Annotated in this window: 25 protein-coding genes and 1 riboswitch; of the genes, 12 read left to right on the forward strand and 13 right to left on the reverse strand. The window is 58.0% G+C overall.

The window, feature by feature from the left end; translation table 11 throughout:
- Positions 1-20 precede the first annotated feature (20 nt).
- From cmk to miaB, 10 genes are all read right to left on the reverse strand, one after another.
- Positions 21-638 (reverse strand): (d)CMP kinase, encoded by a 618-nt coding sequence (cmk, locus tag AC2TAD_RS04870; RefSeq protein WP_480866272.1) that lies wholly within the window; start codon positions 636-638, stop codon positions 21-23.
- On the reverse strand, positions 635-1,981 hold the full coding sequence (aroA, locus tag AC2TAD_RS04875) for a 3-phosphoshikimate 1-carboxyvinyltransferase (protein WP_480866273.1): 1,347 nt from the start codon (positions 1,979-1,981) through the stop codon (positions 635-637). The genes cmk and aroA overlap by 4 nt, the downstream gene beginning before the upstream one ends.
- 69 nt (positions 1,982-2,050) lie before the next feature.
- Complete coding sequence (gene trmB, locus AC2TAD_RS04880) at positions 2,051-2,761, reverse strand: tRNA (guanosine(46)-N7)-methyltransferase TrmB (RefSeq protein WP_480866275.1); 711 nt, start codon at positions 2,759-2,761, stop codon at positions 2,051-2,053.
- 123 nt (positions 2,762-2,884) lie between these two features.
- Positions 2,885-4,066, reverse strand: coding sequence for a methionine adenosyltransferase (metK, locus tag AC2TAD_RS04885; protein WP_480866277.1), 1,182 nt, complete (start codon positions 4,064-4,066; stop codon positions 2,885-2,887).
- A 5-nt stretch (positions 4,067-4,071) separates the two neighbouring features.
- A riboswitch (SAM-SAH riboswitch) is annotated at positions 4,072-4,120 on the reverse strand.
- A 47-nt stretch (positions 4,121-4,167) separates the two neighbouring features.
- Positions 4,168-5,628 (reverse strand): apolipoprotein N-acyltransferase, encoded by a 1,461-nt coding sequence (gene lnt, locus AC2TAD_RS04890; RefSeq protein ID WP_480866279.1) that lies wholly within the window; start codon positions 5,626-5,628, stop codon positions 4,168-4,170.
- 26 nt (positions 5,629-5,654) lie between these two features.
- The gene (locus AC2TAD_RS04895) at positions 5,655-6,542 is read right to left on the reverse strand and encodes a hemolysin family protein (protein ID WP_480866281.1); all 888 of its coding nucleotides are present in this window, start codon (positions 6,540-6,542) and stop codon (positions 5,655-5,657) included.
- A gap of 36 nt (positions 6,543-6,578) precedes the next feature.
- The gene (gene ybeY / locus AC2TAD_RS04900; protein ID WP_480866283.1) at positions 6,579-7,070 is read right to left on the reverse strand and encodes an rRNA maturation RNase YbeY; all 492 of its coding nucleotides are present in this window, start codon (positions 7,068-7,070) and stop codon (positions 6,579-6,581) included.
- Between the two features lie 41 nt (positions 7,071-7,111).
- Entirely contained in the window at positions 7,112-8,131 is a 1,020-nt protein-coding gene (locus tag AC2TAD_RS04905) for a PhoH family protein (RefSeq protein WP_170354849.1), read from the reverse strand.
- A gap of 159 nt (positions 8,132-8,290) precedes the next feature.
- Complete coding sequence (locus AC2TAD_RS04910) at positions 8,291-9,052, reverse strand: outer membrane protein (protein ID WP_480866284.1); 762 nt, start codon at positions 9,050-9,052, stop codon at positions 8,291-8,293.
- Between the two features lie 182 nt (positions 9,053-9,234).
- Positions 9,235-10,554, reverse strand: a complete 1,320-nt coding sequence (gene miaB / locus AC2TAD_RS04915) for a tRNA (N6-isopentenyl adenosine(37)-C2)-methylthiotransferase MiaB (RefSeq protein ID WP_480866286.1) — start codon at positions 10,552-10,554, stop codon at positions 9,235-9,237.
- Positions 10,555-10,675: 121 nt separating this feature from the next.
- On the opposite strand from miaB, the gene AC2TAD_RS04920 reads away from it, so the two are divergent.
- Positions 10,676-11,539, forward strand: a complete 864-nt coding sequence (locus AC2TAD_RS04920) for a hypothetical protein (protein WP_170753945.1) — start codon at positions 10,676-10,678, stop codon at positions 11,537-11,539.
- 68 nt (positions 11,540-11,607) lie between these two features.
- On the opposite strand, the gene AC2TAD_RS04925 is transcribed toward AC2TAD_RS04920, so the two are convergent.
- Positions 11,608-12,405, reverse strand: coding sequence for a phytanoyl-CoA dioxygenase family protein (locus AC2TAD_RS04925; RefSeq protein ID WP_480866288.1), 798 nt, complete (start codon positions 12,403-12,405; stop codon positions 11,608-11,610).
- An 86-nt stretch (positions 12,406-12,491) separates the two neighbouring features.
- Between AC2TAD_RS04925 and AC2TAD_RS04930 the strand changes: the two genes are divergently transcribed.
- Complete coding sequence (locus AC2TAD_RS04930; protein ID WP_480866290.1) at positions 12,492-13,382, forward strand: LysR family transcriptional regulator; 891 nt, start codon at positions 12,492-12,494, stop codon at positions 13,380-13,382.
- A gap of 2 nt (positions 13,383-13,384) precedes the next feature.
- Here AC2TAD_RS04930 and irrA read toward each other — a convergent pair whose 3' ends face one another.
- The gene (irrA, locus tag AC2TAD_RS04935; protein ID WP_170354845.1) at positions 13,385-13,801 is read right to left on the reverse strand and encodes an iron response transcriptional regulator IrrA; all 417 of its coding nucleotides are present in this window, start codon (positions 13,799-13,801) and stop codon (positions 13,385-13,387) included.
- A gap of 189 nt (positions 13,802-13,990) precedes the next feature.
- On the opposite strand from irrA, the gene fabA reads away from it, so the two are divergent.
- The 3 genes from fabA to AC2TAD_RS04950 are packed head-to-tail and all read left to right on the forward strand — an operon-like array spanning position 13,991 to position 16,558.
- Positions 13,991-14,500: a bifunctional 3-hydroxydecanoyl-ACP dehydratase/trans-2-decenoyl-ACP isomerase gene (gene fabA, locus AC2TAD_RS04940; RefSeq protein WP_480866652.1), complete on the forward strand. Its 510-nt coding sequence runs from the start codon at positions 13,991-13,993 to the stop codon at positions 14,498-14,500.
- 31 nt (positions 14,501-14,531) lie between these two features.
- Entirely contained in the window at positions 14,532-15,761 is a 1,230-nt protein-coding gene (gene fabB, locus AC2TAD_RS04945) for a beta-ketoacyl-ACP synthase I (RefSeq protein WP_480866291.1), read from the forward strand.
- Positions 15,762-15,766: 5 nt separating this feature from the next.
- Entirely contained in the window at positions 15,767-16,558 is a 792-nt protein-coding gene (locus tag AC2TAD_RS04950) for an enoyl-ACP reductase FabI (RefSeq protein WP_480494153.1), read from the forward strand.
- 270 nt (positions 16,559-16,828) lie between these two features.
- On the opposite strand, the gene AC2TAD_RS04955 is transcribed toward AC2TAD_RS04950, so the two are convergent.
- Entirely contained in the window at positions 16,829-17,257 is a 429-nt protein-coding gene (locus AC2TAD_RS04955) for an FKBP-type peptidyl-prolyl cis-trans isomerase (RefSeq protein ID WP_480866292.1), read from the reverse strand.
- Positions 17,258-17,383: 126 nt separating this feature from the next.
- On the opposite strand from AC2TAD_RS04955, the gene AC2TAD_RS04960 reads away from it, so the two are divergent.
- The 7 genes from AC2TAD_RS04960 (at position 17,384) to AC2TAD_RS04990 (ending at position 23,896) form a co-directional block, all read left to right on the forward strand.
- Entirely contained in the window at positions 17,384-18,070 is a 687-nt protein-coding gene (locus AC2TAD_RS04960; RefSeq protein WP_480866294.1) for a haloacid dehalogenase type II, read from the forward strand.
- Positions 18,070-18,897, forward strand: coding sequence for an alpha/beta fold hydrolase (locus tag AC2TAD_RS04965; protein WP_480866295.1), 828 nt, complete (start codon positions 18,070-18,072; stop codon positions 18,895-18,897). The genes AC2TAD_RS04960 and AC2TAD_RS04965 overlap by 1 nt, the downstream gene beginning before the upstream one ends.
- Positions 18,894-19,868, forward strand: a complete 975-nt coding sequence (locus AC2TAD_RS04970) for a threonine ammonia-lyase (RefSeq protein ID WP_480866296.1) — start codon at positions 18,894-18,896, stop codon at positions 19,866-19,868. The genes AC2TAD_RS04965 and AC2TAD_RS04970 overlap by 4 nt, the downstream gene beginning before the upstream one ends.
- Positions 19,869-19,927: 59 nt before the next feature.
- Complete coding sequence (gene pcaD, locus AC2TAD_RS04975; protein ID WP_480494141.1) at positions 19,928-20,716, forward strand: 3-oxoadipate enol-lactonase; 789 nt, start codon at positions 19,928-19,930, stop codon at positions 20,714-20,716.
- A gap of 12 nt (positions 20,717-20,728) precedes the next feature.
- The gene (locus tag AC2TAD_RS04980; RefSeq protein ID WP_480866298.1) at positions 20,729-21,460 is read left to right on the forward strand and encodes an alpha/beta fold hydrolase; all 732 of its coding nucleotides are present in this window, start codon (positions 20,729-20,731) and stop codon (positions 21,458-21,460) included.
- 60 nt (positions 21,461-21,520) lie between these two features.
- Entirely contained in the window at positions 21,521-22,720 is a 1,200-nt protein-coding gene (locus AC2TAD_RS04985) for a TCR/Tet family MFS transporter (RefSeq protein WP_480866300.1), read from the forward strand.
- An 81-nt stretch (positions 22,721-22,801) separates the two neighbouring features.
- The gene (locus tag AC2TAD_RS04990) at positions 22,802-23,896 is read left to right on the forward strand and encodes a Zn-dependent alcohol dehydrogenase (RefSeq protein ID WP_480866302.1); all 1,095 of its coding nucleotides are present in this window, start codon (positions 22,802-22,804) and stop codon (positions 23,894-23,896) included.
- Positions 23,897-23,917 lie beyond the last annotated feature (21 nt).

Here is a 23,917-nt window from a genome sequence, read left to right on the forward strand (position 1 = left end):
CCAAGCGAAAGCTCGCGGCGTTACGGCGTCGCGGGCTTTTTCTGTTCGATTAGCTCGATGGCCTGCGCCAAAGCGTCCTCGATGCTCAGTTGCGATGTGTCCAGTTGCACCGCATCCTCGGCCGGTTTCATCGGGGCCGTGCTGCGTTCTGCATCCCGCGCATCGCGTTCGCGCACATCGGCCAGAACCTGATCGCGCGTGACATTGGCCCCCTTGGCACTCAATTCAAGGTAACGCCGCTCAGCCCGGACCTCGGCACTGGCGGTTACGAACAACTTCGCCTCGGCATTGGGGCAAATGACAGTGCCAATATCGCGCCCGTCCAGAACCGCACCCCCGACCCGCCGCGCAAAGGCGCGCTGGAAATCGACCAGAGCCGCGCGGACCTCGGAGATCACCGCCACTTTCGAGGCCGCCTGCGCGATCTCGGCCGTACGCAGGTCACCCTGTTGCAATTCTTCGGCTGTCAGGGCCTGCGCCGCTGCGATCGGGTCCGTCCCTTCAAGCGTGCGCCGCCCCACCGCGCGGTAGAGCAACCCGGTATCCAGATGGGCAAAGCCGAAATGCGCCGCGACGGCCTTAGAGATCGTGCCCTTCCCTGCAGCCGCTGGCCCGTCTATGGCAACCGTGAAACTCACGCGCGTTCGACCTTGGCGCCCAGCGTCGCCATCAGCGGTTCAAAGATCGGGAACGAGGTTGCAATCGGAGCGCCATCATCAACCGAGACCGGCGTTTTCGCTCCCATTCCCATCACCATGAACGACATGGCGATGCGGTGATCCAAAAAGCTCTCGCAGGTACCGCCGCCGGGAACATTTCCGATGCCCAGACCGTCAACCGACCACCATTCTTCACCCTCTTCCACGGTCACACCATTGGCGCGCAACCCGCGGGCCATTGCGTCGATCCGGTCGCTTTCCTTGACGCGCAGCTCTTTCACGCCGCCCATCATCGTGGTGCCGGTGGCATTGGCCGCAACCACGGACAGCACCGGGTATTCGTCAATCATCGAGGCCGCTCGTTCCGGCGGCACGTTGATGCCCTTCATGTTAGGCGAGTATTTCGCCCGCAGATCGGCAACGGGCTCGCCGCCTTCTTCGCGTTCGTTTTCATAAGTCAGGTCCGCGCCCATCTCGCGCAGCGTGGTAAACAGCCCCGCGCGGGTCGGGTTCAGGCCAATGCCCGGCACCAAAACATCCGAACCGGGCGTGATCAGCGCTGCGCAAACCGGAAACGCCGCGCTGGACGGGTCGCGCGGAACGGCAATAACCTGGGGCTTCAACTCGGGGCGACCGGTCAGGGTGATCACCCGGCCCTCATCTGTATCCTCAACGGTGATCTCTGCGCCGAACCCGGCCAGCATCCGTTCCGAATGGTCGCGGGTGGCCTCTTTTTCAACGACAACAGTTTTGCCCGGTGCGTTCAGACCTGCCAGCAGCACAGCAGATTTCACCTGCGCTGACGGCACCGGCACCTCATAGCGTACCGGAACGGGTTCGGCCGCGCCCACGATGGTCATCGGTAAACGCCCACCCGAGCGACCAACCGATTGCGCCCCAAACAGCGCCAGCGGGTCCGTCACCCGCGCCATCGGGCGTTTGTTCAGGCTGGCATCGCCGGTAAACGTGGCCGAGATCGGACAGGTTGCCATCGCGCCCATGATCAGCCGTACCCCGGTGCCCGAGTTACCGCAATCGATCACCTGATCCGGCTCGGCGAACCCGCCAACGCCCACGCCATGCACGGTCCATTCGCCGCCGCCGTGATCTGTGACCTCGGCCCCAAAAGCGCGCATGGCCTTGGCGGTGTCCATAACATCTTCGCCCTCTAGCAGGCCGGAAATCTTCGTCTCACCCACCGCCATCGCGCCCAAGATCAGCGATCGGTGCGAGATCGACTTGTCGCCGGGCACCTCTGCCGTTCCGGTCAGCGGACCGCAGGGATATGAGGTCATCGGGATGGGCGTGCCGTGTCCGGACATGGGGGCTCCTGTTTTCGCTATCAGTGCCTTAGCCGATTAGCGAATTGGGGCCGGTTGGTCCAGCGGCAATCAGCCTGTGCGGCGGAAGGTCAGGTAATGCGGCGTGCGCCCTTCGCGCAGAGCCTTCTGTTCGTAACGGGTGGAAATCCAATCGTCCCATGGTTCGCGCCAGTCAGCCGGGCGCTCGGCCAGCCACTCGAACCCGGCGCGTGGCACTTCCTCAAGCGTTTGGCGAACATAGTCGGGAATATCAGTCGCGACCCGAAAGATCGAACCCGGTTTCAGCGCCCGCGCCAGCGGTTGCAGATGTTCCTGTGTCACAAAGCGGCGACGATGGTGCCGCGTCTTGGGCCACGGATCGGGATAGAGCAGGAATACACGCGAGATGCTGGCCTCGGGCAAAACATCGAACAGGTCGCGCGCATCGCCAGGATGCACAGCGAGGTTCTCGACCCCAGCCTGCCGGATCTTGCCCAGCAACATGGCGACGCCGTTGACGTAGGGTTCGGCCCCGATGATGCCGATATCGGGGTTGTTCGCCGCCTGATGCACCAGATGCTCACCGCCGCCAAAGCCAACCTCAAGCCAGACATCCCGCCCGCCAAACAGCGCCTGCAGGTCCAGCGGCGCGCGTTCGGGGTTACTCTCCCAATCGACCGCACCGGGGGACAGCGCATCGAGGTCTTCGCTCAGATACGTCTTTTGACTGGGCTTCAGGGTTTTGCCCTTGAAGCGGCCATAAAAGTTCCTGCGGGGGCGTTGGGGTGTCTCGGTGCTCATGGCCGTGCCCATACTGCGCAGACACCACAGACGCAAGAGGCGGCCGGTCCACTCAACAGACCCGCCGCCCCCAAAAAGCACCAGAAAAGAGCGCGCCCGTCAGGGCGCACCTTTGGATACCGATCAGACCGCCGCTTTCAGCGCGTCCACAAGGTCGGTGCGTTCCCAGCTGAAACCGCCATCCGCATCGGGTTCACGGCCAAAGTGACCATAAGCTGCAGTGCGCTGGTAGATCGGCTTGTTCATCTGCAGATGTTCACGAATACCGCGCGGTGTCAGGTCCATCGCCTGTCCAACGGCCCTTTCGATTTCGGCGTCGGAAACCTGACCTGTGCCATAGGTCTCGGCATAGATCGAAAGCGGCTTGGAAACACCAATCGCATAGCTCAGCTGAATGGTGCAGCGTTCCGCCATGCCAGCAGCGACTACGTTCTTGGCCAGATAGCGCGCCGCATAGGCCGCTGAACGGTCCACCTTGGTCGGGTCTTTGCCCGAGAACGCGCCGCCTCCATGAGGTGCGGCACCGCCATAGGTGTCGACGATGATTTTACGGCCGGTCAGGCCCGCATCCCCGTCGGGGCCGCCAATCACGAATTTGCCGGTTGGGTTCACGTGCCACTCGGTCTCGGCCGTCAGCCAGCCTTCGGGCAGGGTTTCGCGGATATAAGGCTCGACAATAGCGCGGATATCATCCGAAGACAGCGCTGCATCCAGGTGCTGGGTCGACAACACGATCGAGCTGACCCCCACAGGCTTGCCATCGCGGTACACGACCGACAGTTGCGATTTCGCGTCAGGGCCCAGCGCGGGCTCGGTACCGTTTTTACGGACCTCTGCCAGACGGCGCAGGATCGCGTGGGAATACTGAATCGGGGCCGGCATCAGCGCAGACGTTTCGGTCGTAGCGTAGCCGAACATGATCCCCTGGTCGCCGGCGCCTTCGTCCTTGTCGCCCGAGGCATCAACGCCCTGTGCGATGTGGGCAGATTGCTCGTGCAGCAGGTTTGTAACCTCGACGGTCTCGTGGTGGAACTTGTCCTGCTCGTAGCCAATATCCTTGATACAGTCGCGCGCGATCTCGTCGATGCGACCCATGTAATCGTGAAGTTTGTCTTGATCCGACAAACCGACTTCGCCACCAATAACAACCCGGTTGGTCGTGGCAAAAGTTTCACACGCCACGCGCGCTTCAGGTTCTTCGTTCAGAAATGCGTCAAGTACCGCATCCGAAATCCGGTCACAGACCTTGTCGGGGTGCCCTTCGGATACGGACTCCGAAGTGAAAGTATAGTTCTGTCGGGACATAAAAGTGCTCCATTAAGATTTCCCCATCACGCCAGGAAGCCGTTGTGACGGGCACATGGGGGATACGCTCAGAGTTTGAAAGCGTCAATCAGTAATTGCTATCAAGTCCGCCGAGCAGGTCGCCACAGTGCGATCGTCGCGAAAAACAGTGCAAGGAAAAGAGGATAGTCGCCAAGCCTGGAATAAAGGGTCGCTGCCAAAGGCGCAGGAAGCTCAGCGTCTATGAAACCCGCGTTTCCCAGCGCCAAAGACTGCGTCACCTGACCCAGCGGGTCGATCATGGCGGACACACCGGTATTAGCGGCACGCATCATCGGAAGACCCTGTTCAACAGCGCGCATCTGCGCCTGCGCAAGGTGCTGATATGGTCCCGAACGGGTTCCAAACCAGGCATCATTTGTGATCTGAAGCAAAAAATCAGCCCGCGCCGGAGCCGATAGAACATCTTGCGTAAAGACGGCCTCATAACAAATCAATGGCAGTGCTTTGCCCAGCTTGCCCGCCTCGAACAGTTCGGCCCCTGGCCCTGCACTGAAACCATGTCCCGTTGTAGTCGCCATCCCGTAAACACCGAAACGCGCCATTAAATCGCCAAAAGGAACATACTCGCCAAACGGGGCAAGGTGATGTTTGTCATACAACGCGTCTTGCTGGCCATTTTCGCCCAGATAGACCAATGAGTTGTAGATCCGAGGCCCCTCGCCTCTTTGTATCCCAAAGACAACTGGCACACCCTTGGCTGCATCCGCGATTGCATCCAGATAGGGTTGCGCGCTACCCAACCAAGCCGGGACAGACGTTTCAGGCCAAACAATCATATCCGGTCGGGGCTGCGCTGCTGAAAACTCCAACTGTCGTGCAAAGAAAAGCGGAGCGTAGTCAGGGTCCCATTTCTGGTGTTGCGGCGCATTGGGCTGCACAATCCGGACAACATGACCGGTAAAGGTCACTGCAGGCACAGACAACGCACTAGCCACTACCAGCCCGATAACACCAACAGACAACGTGGCTGCCGCCCCGATCCTTGAGCGCTGCACCAACGCCGCCCCGAGAGGTAACGTTGCCAACAAGGTCACGGCGCCCAACCCATAAGGGCCGATCAACGCCAGAACATGGACCACCGGAGTGTCAACCCATATTTGCGCCAATCCAGCCCATGGAAATCCCGTCAGAACATACCCCCGCGCCCCCTCGGCAAGCGAAACCGCCAATGCAAGCAAGACAGCCTGACCAAGTGCAGACGCGCTCGGACGGCGCACCAGCCAAAAAGCGCAGGTCCAGAATATCGCGAGCCCTCCGGCCATGAAAATCAGGGCAAATGGCGCCATCCAGGCGTGACGCTCGGCATCGACCAGAAAGGGCTCGACAATCCAGCTGAGAGCATGCGCAAAATACCCGGTGGCAAATGCCCAGCCGATCCAGGCCGCGCGTGACCGAGAAGGCGCAGTGACGAACAACGGCCCAAGACCAAGCAGCGCGGCCACAGTTGCAAACCAATAACCGAATGGCGCTAGCCCAAACGCCGCAATGGCGCCCAGAAACGCTGCCAAACCAAAAGTCATCCAGAATGGCCACCTCGCGGCAGGGTTCATGCAACGAGATCCGGCAACATGACCCGCAGTCTTTTGATCCGGCGCGGATCGGCATCTATGACTTCGAACTCGGGCCCCTCGGGATGCAAGACAACTTCGCCACGGGCAGGAACGCGCCCCGAGAGCATGAAGACAAGCCCGCCCAGGGTATCGATTTCCTCTTCGTCGACGTCCTCATGGCTGGTCAGGGAACGTCCGATCTCGGCCTCGAAATCCTCGAGCGGTACGCGGGCCTGAACGATATAGCAACCCGGCTTTTCTTGTAGCCAAAGCTGGCTTTCATCGGCGTCATGCTCATCCGCAATTTCGCCTACAACCTGTTCGATCAAATCTTCGATCGTTACCAAACCGTCGACGCCCCCATATTCGTCGATCACCAACGCCATGTGTCTGCGCTCGGTCTGCATTTTTGTCATCAGAACGCCGATTGGCATCGAGGGTGGCACGAACAGCAAAGTGCGCAACATTGAGATTAGGTCGAATGTGGATGAGGTTCCGTTAAACCCATGGGTCAGCGCGAAATCCTTGAGATGCACAAACCCTAAAGGCGTATCCAGAGTGCCGTCATAGACCGGGATACGTGACAGGCCGCTTTCGCGAAACACCTGCGCAAGTTCGTCCTTGGTTATGGTTGATGGGACCGACACGATTTCTGCTGTCGGGATCGCAACATCCTCGACTCGCATTCTGCGCAGATTGATCATGCCACGTGGTTGCGTTTTGTCGGTTTCATGCCCATTGGCGCCCGAAACCTGCTCATCATCTTGCGACGAGAATGCATCCACTATTCGAGAGAAAAACCCAGCTTTCTCTTTGATGTTTTCTGTGCCTTCCTTTGGTTGCGCGCTTTGCGCTGCCATAGAACTGCCGTCTGTATCGCCCATTATCCCATTCCAAATGATCGGCCAAAATGGCCCCTATTAAACAGTATATGGGTCATCAATACCCAATTTGCCAAGTATCTCGACTTCGACCCCCTCCATCAAAGTGGCGTCCGGGTCACGGATGTGATCGTATCCCAACAAATGCAACATTCCGTGAATGATCAGATGTGTGACATGATCATCCATGGCTTTTCCTGCCTCAGCCGCTTCACGTGCACAGGTGTCAAATGAGATCGCGATATCCCCCAAAGCTGTCTCTCCGGTAAAATCCGGGGTCGGAGATAACGGCGGCTGACCTGCGATGTCCGCGGCCAAATCTTCGGCAGGCCAACTCAGTACATTAGTCGCCGAGGGTTTTTCCCGGAATTCAGCGTTCAGATCCGCGATACGGACATCGTCGCAGGCCAATAGGCTGATTTCACAGTCTTCTTGAAGGTTACAATGGTCCATAACCGCCTGAATGGCGCGGCGTGCCAAGGGCTCCAGCCCCTGCCAGCGAGTGTCTTCCACCGTCAGTTCAAGGTTCATGTCTGTCGTCCAAAGCCCCGGGCATCGTAGCCTGAAACCTCTCAGGTTTCACGGCCCGCGTCGGCCTCATACGCCTCGATGATCGCGGCGACAAGCGGATGGCGCACGACGTCTTTCGACGTGAAATAGTTGAAGCTGATATTCGGGATCGTCTTAAGCAACCGTTCCGCATCGGCCAGACCTGACTGAACCCCGCGCGGCAAATCCACCTGCGAGCGGTCACCGGTGATCACCATTCGGCTACCCTCGCCCAAACGCGTCAGGAACATCTTCATCTGCATAGTCGTGGCATTCTGTGCCTCGTCCAAGACAACAAACGCATTTGCCAAAGTTCGACCGCGCATAAAGGCCAAGGGCGCAATTTCGATTCGCTTTTCCTCGATCAGCTTGGCCAACTGTTTACCCGGAAGGAAATCGTTCAACGCATCGTACAGCGGTTGCATATAAGGATCGACCTTGTCCTTCATGTCACCCGGCAGATAGCCCAGTTTTTCACCGGCTTCGACCGCAGGGCGGCTTAGGATTATACGGTCCACATGTCCGCCGATAAACATCGACACACCAACAGCGACAGCCAGATAGGTTTTGCCCGTACCCGCTGGTCCGATGCCAAAGGCCAGTTCATTGTTGAACAGCGACTGGACATAGGCTTTTTGGGCATCTGTGCGCGGTTCGACCAATTTCTTTCTGGTTTTGATCTCGACCGTTCCGCCCTTGAACATCTCGAGCTGATCACCTTCGCGACTTCCCGTTCCCTTCTCGGACCCGCCCATGCGCAATTCGCGATCCACGTCGGCGGCTTCGACATCCTTACCGGTTTCCAGCCTTGTATAAAGCGCCTGTAACACTTCGATCGCTTGTTTCTGGGCGTCTTCGTCGCCCATGACCACAAGCTGGTTGCCACGGCGCACAATCTGCACCGAGAGTTTTTGTTCGATGTCGGTCAGATTACGGTCATATTCGCCGCACAAATCAATCAACAACCGGTTGTCGGGAAATTCAACAAACGCCTCACGCTGGGGCATTTCATCTTGCGGTGGGGTAAGGGCACCGATGGCCAATCCGTTCTCCTGTCTTGGCGTTTCTCCCCGAGCGTGACAACAATTGCCGGTGGGCGCAAGCCACAGATTCAAATTTTCGCAAACGAATGACAAAACCGCCGATTGCACTCGAGTATATCGAACCGACTTCAGGCCCACAGGCCACCAGACTTAAGGAGGTCAGAAGGTGTAGTTCAAACCAAACCGAAGACTGCGATACTCAGGCGTCGAACGAGTCGAAAACCCGCTGCCAAACTCGACATCCTTGCCCTCAAACTGAACATACTCGTATTCACCAGTAATCGACCAATCGTCGTTCAGGCTATGCTCAGCTCCGATACTGACAGAAAAACCATTCCTGCTGTCGGATTCCTGGAAGGACTGGGCTGTCGGGCCAAACGTAAGGCTGTTCGTCGTTTCGACATCTCCGCGAACATAACCAGCAGACACAAAATACAAAATACTGCCGCTTTTGTTCGTTAGGCCACTGCGAAACCGTACAGAAAATATATCAGACACCTCGGAGCCGCCGGTAACAGATACGCCATTGACCGAGGTGGTGACTTCATCATCTATCGAGCCGAACTCGTACCCAATCTCTAGCCCATATACGTAGTCGCGCCCACTTCGCGCAGGAAGCACTCCACGCCAACCTGCGCGAACACCGCCGAATGACCCCTTCAGATCCAAGTCTCCAACAGGAAATGTGGCCCCGGGCGTTGCCAACCCAAACTCATCTGTTCCTCCGAGAGAATATCCACCGGTAACGCCCAGGTAAAATGCACTTATGTCGCCGTTAGAACGCTTGGGGTTGACTACTGGCGGATCGGTGAGACCAGGTTCTGAATTCCCGGCCAAAGCGCAGGACCCGAAGACAATGGAAGTAAGTAGCCCCCACAACAGACGCAAACCAGAGCTTTTCAGAACCGTCAATTCAAACACTCGCAATCTCCGACATCTCGACACACTGATCTGCCTAGGAGACTAGAACTCCTGATACGTATGGAACCCTAGACCCCTAAAAAATCTAGCATTTCTCCGAGCATAGATCGAAGTCATAAATCAAGTATTAATTTTCGGTTCAGAATCAGGCGTTGGTGTTTTCACCACAGTTTCAGCCGGGTTCAGAGCAGCTCGCCCGCAAGCGAATTTGCCCCCGACGCGGTGATGCGCACGTCGCGCAACTCACCCACCTCGACATTGGCGCCCGAGACGTGAACCGAATGAAGATACTCGGATTTTCCGACCATTTGGCCAGGCAGGCGACCGGGCTTCTCGAACAGAACACGGACATTCCGGCCTACCATGGCATCCTGAATTTCGCGCTGATGGCGGGTGATCACAGCTTGCAAACGTTGTAGGCGGTCATCCGCCGCCTCAGGATCAACCTGAGACCGCTCGGCCGCCGGCGTACCGGGTCGCGTCGAATATTTGAACGAATATGCATATCCGTATCTAACTTGCTCCACCAGATCCAACGTGGCCTGAAAGTCCTCTTCTGTCTCCTCGGGGAAGCCCACGATGAAGTCGCCCGACATCATGATATCGGGCCGTGCTTCACGGATGCGTTCGATCAGGCGCAGATAGCTGTCCGCCGTGTGGCTGCGATTCATCCGTTTCAGAATCCGGTCCGAGCCCGACTGAACCGGCAGGTGCAGATAGGGCATCAGCTTGTCGCAGGTTCCGTGCGCTTCGATCAGGTCATCGGCCATGTCGTTGGGGTGCGACGTGGTGAATCGGATACGTTCCAGCCCGTCAACCTTGTTCAACTCCCAGATCAACCCCGCCAGCGTCATGTCACCGTTCGGGCCAGCCCCGTGATAGGCGTTGACGTTCTGACCCAGCAAAGTGATTTCGCGCACGCCGCGTTCGACCAGATCCTGCGCCTCGCGGATGATGCGATCCGCCGGGCGGCTGACTTCGGCCCCGCGGGTATAGGGCACAACACAGAAGGCACAGAATTTGTCGCAACCTTCCTGAACGGTCAAAAACGCCGTGGGGCCGCGCTTGGCTTTGGGTCGGTTCTTGAGCTTTTCGAACTTGTCTTCTTCCGGGAAATCGGTGTCCAGCGCCTTGGCACCCTCGCGGGTCTTGGCTTCCATCTCGGGCAGACGGTGATAGCTTTGCGGCCCCACCACCAGATCGACCAGAGGCTGACGACGCATGATCTCTTCGCCCTCGGCCTGTGCAACACAACCGGTCACCCCGATCTTAAGATCAGGCTTTTCCGCCTTCAGACCTTTGAAACGACCCAACTCGGAATAGACCTTTTCAGCGGCCTTTTCACGAATGTGGCAGGTGTTCAACAAGATCATATCAGCGTCATCGGGGCTTTTTGTCTTTACATATCCCTGACCGCCGAGCGTTTCGGCCATACGTTCGCTGTCATAGACGTTCATCTGGCAACCATAGGTCTTGATGTACAGCTTTTTAGGTTCCGACATGGGTAGGGCCTTTTGCGTTCGCGGGATCGGCGTCATCTATACCTTACGAACGCCGCTTGCAATGCCCGCGCGATTACCCGATTTTGACCCAAAACACCAGCAAGACGAGCGCGAACAGGCCATGCAGTACGACTCTGTAAACTCTTTCCTGCAATCCGGCACGGATGCGCTGAAAAAGGGGCCGATTGCCCTGATCTTTGCCGAGGACGATGTCGAACTTGAAAGTACAATACGCCATCACCTGAAACTTGGGTTTACCAATCTGATCGCCTTTATGCCCGCAGAATTCACACTGCCGGAGGAATTGACAAAACGTATTCACCGGGTTGCGTTGACCTGCGCACCGCGGACCGTCGTTTTCGACACGATTAACAAGGTGATTGAAGCCGCTCCATCCAATTGGATGTATTACTGCTACAACGCCGAATACCTGTTCTTCCCCTTCTGCGAGACCCGCACCATCGGTGAGATGCTAGCCTTTCACACCGAAGAACGTCGCGATGCGATGTTGACCCATGTGGTCGATCTGTATGCCGATGACCTTACGGCTTTCCCCAACGGAGTGGCTCCGGATCGTGCTATGCTGGACCGCATTGGATACTATGCCCACACTCGCCACACTCCTGACGGTCAGCCGCTAGAGCGCCAGCTGGACATGTCCGGTGGTTTGCGCTGGAGGTTCGAAGACCACATCCCCTATGAACGCCGCCGCATCGACAGGATTGGCCTGTTCAAGCCCCGCAAAAATCTGCGCCTGTTGCCCGATCACACCTTTAGCGAACCAGAATATAACACGTATTCCTGCCCCTGGCACCACAACCTGACCGCAGCGATCTGCTCATTCCGTGCGGCTAAAGCACTGAAATCAAACGCCGGGTCGACCTTCGACATCCCAAGCTTCAAGTGGCGGAACTCGGTCGCGTTCGAATGGAACTCGACCCAATTGCTGGATTTGGGCCTGATCGAATCCGGTCAGTGGTTCTGATCCAACCTTCATCTGGCCAAAAATATCCCTGGAGAGGTGCGGCCCCGCCGCGCCGGGGGCAGAGCCCCCTATCGTGGCCACACCATCGGAAACCAATCCTCACGCAGACGCTGCCCGGGCACCATGTCATGGCCCGGAAACGGCGGTGAGGTTCGACCGGGTCGCTCTACATAGCGCGCGTCATCGCCCACCAGACGCAGTGAAAACGCACGACGGCGGCTGTCAGAGTGATTCCCGCGCGCGCCGTGCAGCGTGTGATAGTTGAACGCTACCGCGTCACCTGGCTGCATCTCGAACTCGACCACGCGCATCCCTTCAGCATCCGGGTCAGGGACAGGAATGTATTGGCCCTCATCGGGAAAGAACCCTTCTTCGGACACCCAGCGAGTCGGTAGAACCTCTTTCTCCCACTGGTGCGATCCGGCCACGCAGCGCAAGGTCGCTTTTGTCACCGGATCAAGCGGTGACCAGAAACTGATCGTCTGCTGACCTTCAACAAAATAATACGGCCCATCCTGATGCCACGGCGTTGCCATCGAGGTGCCCGGTTCCTTCACCAGGACGTGGTCGTGAAACATCTGAACAGTTTGTGACTGCATCAGATCGGCGGCAACCTCAGCTGCCGGAGAGTTGTGGATCACATCTTGAAACTGTTTGACCCTCGTCCAATTGCAATAATCGTCAAAAAACAGTCCGGTCTCGCCCTGTTTCTTATTGTCCGAAGCGTATGGGCCAGGCTCAGCCATGTTCGCCGCAACCCCATCGCGCAAGGTTTCCACATAATCGGCAAACAGTCTCCGGATCAGAACAACACCGTCGCGCTGATAGGTGTCGATCATGTCTTGCGTCACAAGGGGATGGGTCATGTCAGTCTCCGTGCCGATTGCGTTGTGATCTGCGCATGGCATTGGTCTCTGTTCAAGTCATATCTTTTGAAGCTAAATATAAAACCATGTTATACCTTTCACTTAGACAATACGAATATGTCTGCGCCATTGGACGATACGGCGGCCTGTCCGCGGCGGCCCAACATCTGAATGTTTCGCAACCGGCTTTGTCCAACGCCCTAACACGGGTCGAAGACCAACTGGGGTACCCATTATTCACACGAAAGCGCGGTGCTGCGATGACCGTGACCCCGCAAGGGCGCTCATTCATCGAACAGGCCGAGGCATTGCTGTCGCGCGCCGCGAAACTGGAAAACGCAACCTCCACGGGGCCTGCAGCGGCTCGTTTGCGATTGGGATGTTTCGACGATCTTGCCCCCTTCCTGCTCGCCCGCGCTTTGCGCCTGTTGCGAGAGGGCCTTCCAGATGTCCATGTGACTTACCGGGTAGATAATTTCCAAGGTTTAATCTCAGGCTTAGTTCAGGGTGAGATCGACTTTGCGATTACCTATGGGCTGACGCTGGATGCCGGGTTCACAACCACGTCGCTCTGCATCACATGCCCGAACGCGGTGATGTCTCCGGATCATCCGCTTGCGGAGCACAGGCATCTCTCGTTGAAGGAAATCGCGGCGTATCCCTTGATCCTGTCGGACGAAGGACTTTCTGCCCAACATTTTCTGACTTTGTTTCGCAAAGCTGGGCAGACACCCAATGTCGCACACCGCGCTGCATCACTTGAAATCCAACGCAGCCTGGCCGCAAACAATGAAGGAGTCGCTATGACCTATGCGAATATCCCCGCTGCAGTTAGCTACGATGGGAGGCCACTGGTTAGTCGACCTGTCACCGATGATTTCGCAGCCGAGCCCGTCGTGCTCGCGCGGCATGGAACGGGTCCAATGGACACCCTCTTGGACAGAGCGCAAGATATCCTGTCGGAATTAACGACGTAAGGTTACTTCTTTCGCAACCGGATCACGACATCGACCGAAGCGATCTCGACCCCTTCGGGTGCTTCGGGCAGGCGCTGGATCACAAGCTGTTCGGATGGTGCATCGCTCAGGCGCCCTTCATCCTCCCAGAAAAAATGCGGGTGATCATGCGTGTTGGTGTCGAAATAGCTTTTCGACCCGTCTACAGTGATTTCCTGCAGAACGCCCGCGTCGCAGAATGCCCGCAGAGTGTTGTATACAGTCGCTAAAGACACGGCATCGCCGTTCTTTTTAGCTGATTCAAACAGGCTTTCCGCCGTCACATGACGGTGCTTTCCGTCCCCGACCAAAAGCTCGGCCAGGGCCACACGCTGACGCGTCGGGCGCAGTCCGGCGTGAACCAACCAGTTCGTGGCTATGCTCTGGCTTTCTGGTGTCATGAATCCGATACCGTTTTGTTGCTGAAGTATATATAGGTGCTGAAGTCAGGTAATTTCAAATGAAATTCATTCGCAAAGAACGGACAGAACACCGCATGATGTTGGCCACCGCTCTTGCAGGACCTTGCATACGGGTGCTAGACGAGGCCAGATTGAATGAACAGACCCCTGGCAGGAGAGGCGGCAAGAATGGCCCAATTCCCGAGCAGCTTTGACAAGGATGATCTGCTGAAATGCGCCCGTGGCGAATTATTCGGCCCCGGTAACGCGCAGTTGCCTGCCCCGCCGATGCTGATGATGGACCGGATTATCGATATCTCAGCCGATGGTGGCGCGTATGGCAAAGGTCATGTTTTGGCTGAATTCGACATTACTCCGGATCTGTGGTTCTTTGACTGCCACTTCCCCGGAAACCCGATCATGCCCGGCTGTTTGGGGCTGGATGGCCTGTGGCAGCTGACCGGCTTTAACCTGGGCTGGCGCGGCTGGCAGGGGCGTGGCATGGCTGTTGGCGTGGGCGAGGTCAAGCTGACCGGCATGGTCCGCCCCGACCGCAAGATGCTGACTTACAAAATTGATTTCAAAAAAGCGATCCAGACGCGCCGCCTGACCATGGGTGTGGCGGATGGCATCGTCGAAGCGGACGGTGAAATGATTTACGACGTCAAGGACATGAAAGTCGTCCTGTCCGAAGCCTGAGCCTGATCGGCCCGAAATAAGGAGCACGCATATGCGTCGAGTAGTTGTCACCGGTTTGGGGATTGTCTCCTCCATCGGGAACAATGCCCAAGAGGTTCTGGCCTCACTCAAAGCTGGCAAATCCGGCATTGAGGCCAACGACCAGATGGTCGAACACGGTTTTCGCAGCCAGATTGCCGGCTCGCTGAAGATCAACGTGACAGAGCATGTGGACAAGCGCACCTTGCGTTTCATGGGGCCCGGCGCGGCTTATGCCCATATCGCGATGAGCCAGGCTATCGCAGATTCCGGTCTGACCGAAGATCAGGTGGTGAACCCGCGCACAGGTCTGGTGGCAGGCTCGGGTGGCCCCTCGACCAGCGCCATGCTGACAGCGCATCAGACCGTGCTGAAAAACGGCGCGACCAAGCGGATCGGGCCGTTCGCGGTGCCGAAATGCATGTGCTCGACGATTTCGGCCAACCTTGCAACGGCGTTCAAGATCAAGGGCATCAACTACTCAATTACCTCGGCCTGCTCGACCTCGCTGCATTGCATCGGCAACGCGGCGGAACAGATCATGCTGGGCAAGCAGGATGTGATGTTTGCAGGCGGCGGTGAAGAACTGGACTGGACGCTGTCCTGCCTGTTCGACGCGATGGGCGCGATGTCGTCGAAATACAACGACACGCCGGACAAAGCCTCGCGCGCCTTTGATCAGAATCGCGACGGGTTCGTGATTTCCGGTGGCGGCGGCATCGTCGTGCTTGAGGATCTGGATCACGCTTTGGCGCGTGGGGCCAAGATCTACGCAGAAGTCACCGGCTATGCAGCCACTTCGGATGGGCATGACATGGTGGCGCCTTCGGGTGAAGGCGGCGAACGCGCGATGCGTCTGGCCCTGTCCACCCTGCCCGAAGGCCGCAAGGTTGGATACATCAACGCCCACGGGACCTCGACCCCGGTCGGCGATGTGGGCGAGGTTGAAGCCGTGCGCCGCATCTTTGGCGAAGGCAACGTGCCGCCGATTTCGTCGACCAAGTCGATGACCGGCCACGCGCAAGGCGCTGCGGGCGCATTGGAGGCGATCTTCTGCCTGCTGATGCTGGACAATGATTTCATTACACCGTCGATCAATGTCGAAACGCTCGCCGAAGGCATCCAGCCCGGTGAAATTGCAACGCAAGTCGTTGAAAATGCGGGACTCGACTCGGTGATGACCAACAGCTTCGGCTTTGGCGGCACCAACGGATCCATGGTTCTTTCAAAGTATAACGGGTGAATGTGATGTCGGATCTTCTTAAAGGCAAACGCGGCCTTATCATGGGCGTGGCCAATGACCGCTCGATCGCGTGGGGCATCGCCAAGGCCATGCACGAAGCGGGCGCCGAACTGGCTTTCACCTATCAGGGCGAAGCATTCGGAAAGCGGCTGGAGCCCTTGGCGCAAAGCCTCGGCAGCGACTTCATGGTCGACGCGGATGTGACCGACGACGAATCGCTGGATCGCGCCTTTGACGAACTAGCCCAGCGTTGGCCGACGATTGATTTCGTGGTCCACGCAATCGCCTATTCGGACAAGTCGGAACTGACCGGCCGGTTCTTGAACACAACGCGGGCGAACTTTAAACATTCGATGGATGTATCGGCCTACTCTTTTATCGAGGTCGCCCGCCGCGCCTATCCCATGATGAAGGACAATGGTGGCACTTTGCTGACGCTGACCTATCAGGGCTCGAACCGCGTGGTTCCGAACTACAACGTGATGGGTGTCGCCAAGGCGGCGCTGGAATCGGCTACGCGCTATCTGGCCAATGATCTAGGCCCCGAAGGCATTCGCGTGAACGCCATCTCGCCCGGTCCGATGAAAACACTGGCCGGTGCGGCCATCGGTGGCGCACGCAAGACCTACAAGTTCTGCGACCAGAATGCGCCAATGCGCTCGAACGCGACGCTGGAGGCCGTGGGCGGCACTGCTGTGTACTTGGCATCAGAAGCCGGAGCCTGCACCTCGGGCGAGATTATCAAGGTAGATGGCGGGTTCCACGTACTGGGCATGCCGCAGCCAGACTTTATGTGACCCGAGTTTTCCCTGCCGGTGCCAAGATTTGACCATCTTTCACCGGCAAAACAGGCGGCATGAGCAAAGCTGATCATATTGTTGCAAGCAACGCGCGCTCCTCTAGGTCCCGTCGTAAATCGGGTTTTCTAGGGGTACGCGGGCGGATTGCATTGCTGGGCCTGACAACATTGTTAATGTTGTTTGTGTTTTTCACGCAGCCGCAGGTTCGTGCTGAGTTCGAATCCTGGACCAGCCTGATTACAGTCTGATCCTCTCTGCTACGATAGGTCAGTTGACCGAAATAACCTCGACGTCGAAAATCAGATCCTGACCAGCCAATGGATGATTTGCATCCAGCGTCACTGTTGCGTCGTCAGCCTCGACCACCGTGACTGGCAGCACCTGACCTTCAGGCGTCTGCATCTGCAGTTGTGATCCTGGTGTCAGGGGAATGTCATCCGGGATACCTTCGCGGGGGATACTTTGCCGCATTTCTGGATTAATCGGTCCATAGGCATCACCGCAGGCAATCTCGACTCGCTTCTTTTCGCCAACCGTCAGACCCGGCATCGCACTGTCCAGACCCGGGATGATCTGGCCCGAGCCTACCACGAACTCCAACGGGTCGCGCCCGTCCGAACTGTCAAAGACGTTTCCGTCCAACAGCGTACCGGTGTAGTGAATGCGAACAGTGTCGCCCTGTTTGATTGCGGTCATTCTGGCCTCCGGCCGTTAAAGAGTTGAACGGCCAACCCTAGGGGCTGACACGTCATTGTAAACCCTTCCCCCTTTCAAGCGACCACCTGTTGTGCAAACCTGCGCCGGATGGATGGAGGGGACACGATGCCGATCACAACATGCGTTTTCGACGCCTATGGCACGCTTTTTGATGTCGCGGCTGCGGCACGACAGGCCGCGGCAGAACCGGGCTTTGAATCATTGCAGGAAAAGTGGCCCGACCTGGCGAATTACTGGCGCCTGAAACAGTTGCAATACACATGGCTGCGCGCCGTTGCCGACGCTCATGCTGATTTCTGGGACGTGACCCAAGATGGGTTGGACTGGGCGCTGGAGGCCACTAGTCTGGACGGCAACGCGACCTTGCGACAGCGCTTGCTGGACCTGTATTGGGAATTGCAGGCTTACCCCGAGGTTCCCGCCATGCTAGCCGCTCTGAAAGCCGGCGGCCTTCAGACTGCAATACTGTCGAACGGCTCCCCTCCGATGCTGGACGGAGCGGTCCAATCGGCCGGCATCGGCGATGTACTAGACGATGTTCTGTCGGTCGAAAGTGTCGGCGTCTTCAAACCGCATTCCAAAGTCTATGATCTGGTTCAACAACGTTTTGGATGCGCGCGGGACGAGGTTCTGTTCGTGAGTTCAAACGGGTGGGACGCCGCGGGGGCCAGCGGGTACGGCTTCGTGACCACTTGGGTCAACCGGGCACAGGAGCCGATGGATCGCTTGCCATGGAAGCCTGCGCATGTACTGTCCGACCTGACGACCATTCCCCAAATCGCAGGACTGTAATGCCCTTTTTCACGACCACTGACGGCAAGAAACTATATTTCGAGGACACCGGGTCCGGCGCGCCTGTTTTCTGTCTTGCAGGGCTGACCCGTAACACGCAGGATTTTTCGTTTCTGGCGCCACATATGGCCGATCATCGAATGATCGCGATGGATTACCGGGGGCGTGGACAATCGGATTATGACCCCGACCATGGAAACTACAACGTCTTGCGCGAAGCGCATGACGCCATTGAATTGCTGGATCACCTTGGCCTTGAGCGGGTATCAGTGATCGGAACGTCACGCGGGGGTCTGATCGCCATGGCACTGGCTGCCAGCCACCCGGAGCGTCTGGCCGCAGTTGTGCTTAACGATATTGGCCCTGTCATCGATACGTCGGGTATCGCCAAGATCATGGACTATGTCGGCAAACAACCCGTATCAAAGACCTATGACGACGCGGCGCGTGCCCTGCCGCACATGATGCAGGCGCATTTCCCCGGTGTCCCACTGCAAAGGTGGCGACAAATGGCTGAGTTCCAGAACGAGGAAACCCCGCAAGGTTTGAAACTGCGCTATGACCCAAGCCTGCGCACCGCTCTTCTGGATCAGGCAGCGGCAGGCGCGATACCGGACATGTGGCTGTTCTATGAAGCTCTGCGAAACATCCCGACCGGTGTTATTCGCGGCGAAAACTCGGACGTGCTAAGCGAGCAGACCCTGGCCGAGATGCATGATCGACATCCGGGGCTGGTCTCTGTCTCGGTTCCAGACCGGGGCCATGCGCCTTTTCTGGATGAACCTGAGTCGCTTGATCTGATCCGAAAAACACTGGACGCCCTATGAGCACATTGCAAATGATCGAAGCCGCCGCTGAGCGGCTGAAAGGACATGTGCGGGAAACGCCGCTGCTGTCTTCTCCGTTCATTGATGAACTTGCCGGCCGTCGGGTTCTGGTTAAACCCGAGTGCCTGCAGCACACGGGCAGTTTCAAGGTTCGAGGGGCTTGGTCGGCCATCTCCGCATTGGGTGAAGCCGAGCGCCAGAGCGGTGTGATCGCCTATTCGTCGGGCAACCACGCACAGGGGGTAGCGTATGCCGCCGCACAACACGGCATATCCTCCGTCATCATCATGCCCTCGGACGCGCCTCAGCTGAAAATCAACAACACCCGCGCTTTGGGCGGAGAAGTGGTGTTGTACGATCGCGCTAATGAAAGCCGTGAAGAGATCGGCGAAGCCCTTGCAGCCGAGCGTGGCTTGACGCTGATCCGACCCTATGACGAACCACAGGTTATAGCGGGTCAGGGCACGACGGGATTGGAGATCGCCCGGCAAGCCACTGCCCTCGGCGTCACCCAAGCCGACGTTCTTGTCTGCTGCGGCGGAGGCGGGCTGACGTCTGGAATTGCGCTGGCATTGGAGGGTCACGCTCCGGGGCTTCGCCCGCGCCCGTGTGAGCCCGAAGGATTTGACGATGTGAAACGCTCATTGGCGACCGGGCATATTCAGGCGAACAAGGCGACATCCGGAAATCTTTGCGATGCGATCCTGACACCGCAGCCCGGCGACCTCACCTTTCCCATCCTGAACCGTTTGTGCGGTCCGGGCCTTTCGGTCACGGAAGAGGAAGCCCTTCGCGCCATGGCCCAAGCGTTCTTGCGATTGAAAATAGTGTTGGAGCCCGGCGGCGCTGTGTCGTTGGCGGCCGCTTTGTACCGTGGCGCCGAAATTGAAGGTGACACGGTTATCGTAGTGGCATCTGGCGGCAACGCTGACCCGGAAGTCTTTGGAAAAGCACTGGAATTCCTGACCTGACAACACAGGACCGATAAGGCAGGGTGCTGGCTGAACGTATGACGAATGGGGATTGTGTCATGCAAATTGCAGATTTCGGGGACATAAAGCTCCATTACCGTGAGGATGGCGATCCAAGCGGGGCACCGGTCGTATTCGCCAATTCGCTGGGCACGGATATGCGGCTTTGGGACGCCGTATTGCCTCATCTGCCGGCCGGGCTTCGCCTGATCCGGTATGACAAACGGGGGCACGGGCTGTCTTCTGCACCACCTGCTCCGTATTCTATGGGGGCGCTGGTTCGGGATGCAGAATCCCTGCTGGATCACCTCGAAATCCGGGATTGTGTGTTCGTGGGCCTTTCGATTGGCGGGCTGATCGCACAAGGGTTGGCCGTCAAACGGTTGGACTTGATCCGGGGGTTGGTCTTGTCGAATACCGCGGCCAAAATCGGCACCCCAGCGATGTGGAACCAGCGTATGGACGCCATTCGTGAGGGTGGGATCGAAGCGCTGGCAGACGCCACAATGGAACGCTGGTTCTCAAAAGCCTTTCGGGCGACGCCAGATCACCTGTTATGGCGCAACATGATGGCGCGACAACCCGAGGACGGATACTTGGGATGTTGCGCGGCGATTTCAGGCACGGATTTCTATACGCCAACCAGCGGCTTAAGATTGCCTACACTGGGCATTGCCGGCAGCGAGGATGGCTCAACTCCGCCTGATCTGGTACGGGAAACCATTGATCTTGTCCCCGGCTCTCGTTTTGAACTGATGCGCCGAGCCGGGCATCTGCCCTGTGTCGAGCAACCCCAGGAATACGCAGCGATTCTAAGCCGTTTCCTGGCGGATATCGGGCATATCTGAAGGAGAACAGCATTGGCAGATTTCCTTTTGGTCCATGGGTCATGCCACGGTGCGTGGTGCTGGCGCGATCTGATCCCCGAACTTGCCGCCTTGGGGCATACGGCACGCGCAATCGACATGCCTAGCCACGGTGCTGATCCGACACCGGTTTCCGAGGTCACATTGCAGGGATGCCGCGACGCGGTACTCAAGGCGTGTTCGCCGCAGACGATTGTCGTCGGGCATTCATGGGGCGGCTACCCGATCAGCGCCGCGGCCGAGGCCCAGCCGACAAGGATGCGCGCCTTGGTGTATTTGTGCGCCTACCTTCCCAAAGACGGGATGTCGATGATCGAGATGCGCCGACAGTCCGCTCGTCAGACCATCGGAGATGCGGTGGATAAATCGGCAGATGGTCTATCCTACACGGTCAAGCCCGAGCGGGTTCAGGATCTGTTTTATCACGACTGCCCGGCTGAAACCGTACCCTATGCGCTTTCGCGGCTATGTCCTCAGGCCATTGCGCCGCAAGATACGCCCCTGCCGCTCAGCGATGCATTCGCGCGCGTATCCAAGGCTTATATCCAAGCCACCGACGACCGCACGATCCCGCCCGAGTATCAAAAGCAGATGAGTTTCGGCGTTCCCGAAGCCATGCGGCATAGCATCGACAGCTCTCACTCTCCGTTCTTTTCCCATCCGGGTCAGCTGGCCGAAATATTGGACAGTATCGCAATTGACTTGCCCCACGAGGGCGGGGCGTAAGCCACTTTTCAGCGATAAACTCTGTGGCTAGAGTGCCGGAGTATTCACTCAGCGGTTTCCATGCGTCTTCCCTTTCTCTTTGTCCTGCTCACAGTCATGATCGACGCAATGGGCATTGGGCTGGTTCTGCCGATCATGCCCGAACTCATCGTCGAAGTTCAGGGCAGTACGCTGGCCGGTGCAGCAGTTTGGGGAGGTGTTCTCAGCACTGCATTTGCGGCAATGCAATTCGTCTTCGGCCCCATCCTCGGCAATCTTTCAGACGCCTATGGGCGCAGAGCAGTTCTGCTGGTGTCGCTGTTCGTTATGTCGTTGGACTATGTGGTGATGGCATTGGCGGGCAGTATATGGCTGCTATTGGTTGGGCGGATTGTCGGTGGTGTCACAGCGGCCACCCACGCCACTGCAGCAGCCTTTATGGCAGATGTTTCCAAACCCGCAGAAAAGGCGGCCAATTTCGGTCTGCTCGGCGCAGCTTTCGGCGTCGGGTTCGTTTTGGGCCCCGTGACCGGCGGCCTGCTGAGCGAATACGGGACCCGCGCCCCCTTCTGGGCAGCCGCAGCATTATCGTTGGTGACCTTTGCAATTGGCCTTTTCGTAATGCCCGAAACCGTGACCGACAAAACGCGCAGAGCTTTCAATCTGCGCCGCGCAAACCCAATCAATTCCCTCCGCGCCATTGCGGGATTGCCCGGCATTCGCCCGATGCTGTGGGTATATTTCCTCTATTCGATCTCAATTTACGTATACCCTGCCATCTGGGCTTATTTCACCACCGAACGGTTTGGGTGGTCCCCCCAGATGATCGGCTTGTCCCTTGGTGTTTATGGAATTGGCATGGCTGCCGTTCAAGGCGGGTTGATCCGGCCAGCTACCCGGTATCTGGGCGAAAGAGGAACGATCATCTACGGCATGGTCATCGAGATTATCAGCTTCGCTATTCTGGCGTTTCTGACAAGTGGTCCGATCGCATTGCTGCTGATCCCTCTCACCGCGCTGGGTGCGGTTGTGACCCCCGCCTTGCAAGCGATGATGTCCAAGGCTACGCCGGACAGCCAGCAAGGCGAGTTGCAGGGCGTCCTTACCTCACTGCATGCCCTATCGATGGTGATTTCCCCCTTGCTGATGACCAGCGTCTTTGCGCAGTTTGCCAGACCAGATACGGGACTTTATCTGCCGGGTGCCCCTTTCTTGCTGGCCATGGCCTTGATGGTCGTCGGCTTTGCAGCCTTTCTGAAAGCAAAACCCAAAAAAGTGTAACAGCGACACCGCTGTGACGGATTCCACCTTGCAGCCTGCAATCCGGCGCGCCACCGTGGCCCAAAGGAAATGAGGGAAGAGATGCAAACAATCAAAGCCGCCGTCTGCCGGGCCTTCGGTGACCCCTTGGTCATCGAGGACATCCAAATCGCGCCACCTCAAACGGGCGAGGTCGAAGTCACTCTGGACGCGGTCGCGATCTGCCACTCGGATATATACTACGCAAGCGGTGCCTGGGGTGGGTTCCTGCCTGCCGTTTACGGGCACGAGGCCGCGGGCGTCATTACTGCGGTTGGTCCGGCAGCTGGGGGCTTTGCCATCGGCGACCCGGTTGTCGTCACCCTCATCCGCGCCTGCGGATCCTGCCCGTCTTGTGCAGGCGGTAACCCAACGATTTGCGAAACGCCATATGACACCGTTAAAGGGCCGCTGCGCACGGCCGACGGTGGACCGCTGGAACAGGCCATGGCCTGCGGTGCCTTTGCCGAAAAAGTTGTGGTCAGCCACCGTCAGATTGTGAAAATCCCGGCAGACATGCCCAAGGATGTAGCCAGCCTATTGTCCTGCGGTGTGATCACCGGCGTGGGGGCCGCGGTGAACGCCGCCGGTCTGCGTCCAGGGCAGGACGTGGTCGTGATCGGCGCTGGCGGCGTGGGGCTAAACGCCATTCAGGGCGCGCGTATCGCCGGAGCGCGGCGCATTGTGGCCGTCGATATGACCGAAGATAAGTTGGACATCGCTGCAGAGTTCGGTGCGACGCATGGTGTTTTGGCGACGTCGAAGTCACCATGGAAGGACGCCTACAAAGCCTTGGGCGGGCGTGGGGCCGACGCCGTGCTGATCACGGTAGGCGCCATCCCGGCCTATGATCAGGCACCCCGATATCTTGGGCCCGGTGGGAAGGCTGTCATGATCGGGATGCCTCATTCTGGTGATCAGTCAAGCTATGAACCCGTTATCCTTGCAGCGCTAGGGCAAGGCCTGATCGGATCGAAAATGGGCGACGTGGTCATACAGCGCGATATTCCCTGGATGATTGACTTGTATGAACAGGGGCGGCTGAAGCTGGACGAGCTGATCTCGGGCCGGTGGTCGTTGTCGCAGATCAACGAGGCGATCGCAGACACCAAAACCGGCTCGGCCAAGCGAAACGTGATCATGTTCGACAAAGCCTAAGGCAAACGACCGGAGGAGACG

This window comes from Ruegeria sp. HKCCD7628, assembly GCF_057221005.1.